This window comes from Vibrio sp. 378, from assembly GCF_033339435.1.
Map to the genome: position 1 here is coordinate 1 of NZ_JAWOUO010000605.1, position 678 is coordinate 678.

Consider the following 678-nt stretch of genomic DNA (forward strand, 5'->3'; position numbering starts at 1 on the left):
CAATCTCGCATAAACGAGGCGAGACCCGTAGAACAGGCGTAAATGTTCACCATTGTATTGATTGATGTAATTGAGCGGAATTTTATAATTCACGCTCAAGTCGTCTTCATTAGTTGGAGTGACCGGGTCATTACTTTGCAACAACCAGTGTTGGTGCTTGCGCCAAAAGGCAATGTCGGCCGATAGCATGTCCGGCCAAGCGGTGATCGGGAGGTGCGAACGATTGGAGTCACTAAAAGATATGAGGTCGTTACCCTCGCCGTGCAGTTTTTGTAATTCGCTATTGAGCTGATAAATCGTGTTAGGGTCAGCTTGCTGCCATAGGCGCTGCTTTTCTTCTTCACTATTACTTTCTAAGTACCCAGGCAGATAACGTTCATAAAGTCGTTCTTCTAACATAACTACTCTCTGAAAAGGCATCTGTTGATAGAAAGTATATACGCAGAAATGGGAAGCACAGTTCTTTACGATGTCTCATGAAGCCGATAAAAGCTCTGGATGAGATCGTGACGAATGCGCCTCCTAAGTACTTGATGAGCAACGTTATGCTTATCTCGATTATGATAAATGAGCTTGTAGTCAATAAGTTGGTTGTTTATCGGGCAGGGCAATATTTTCAGGTTGAGGTCGTCTAGTAATCAACGCGTAAAGTCGTTCAAGCTGCCGTTGTCACCACCA

1 pseudogene is annotated in these 678 nt (G+C 44.2%); it reads right to left on the bottom strand.

Annotation, left to right across the window (positions count from 1 at the left end):
• A pseudogene (locus R7Q48_RS27805) lies at positions 1-399 on the bottom strand (hypothetical protein); the annotation flags it as partial.
• Positions 400-678 lie beyond the last annotated feature (279 nt).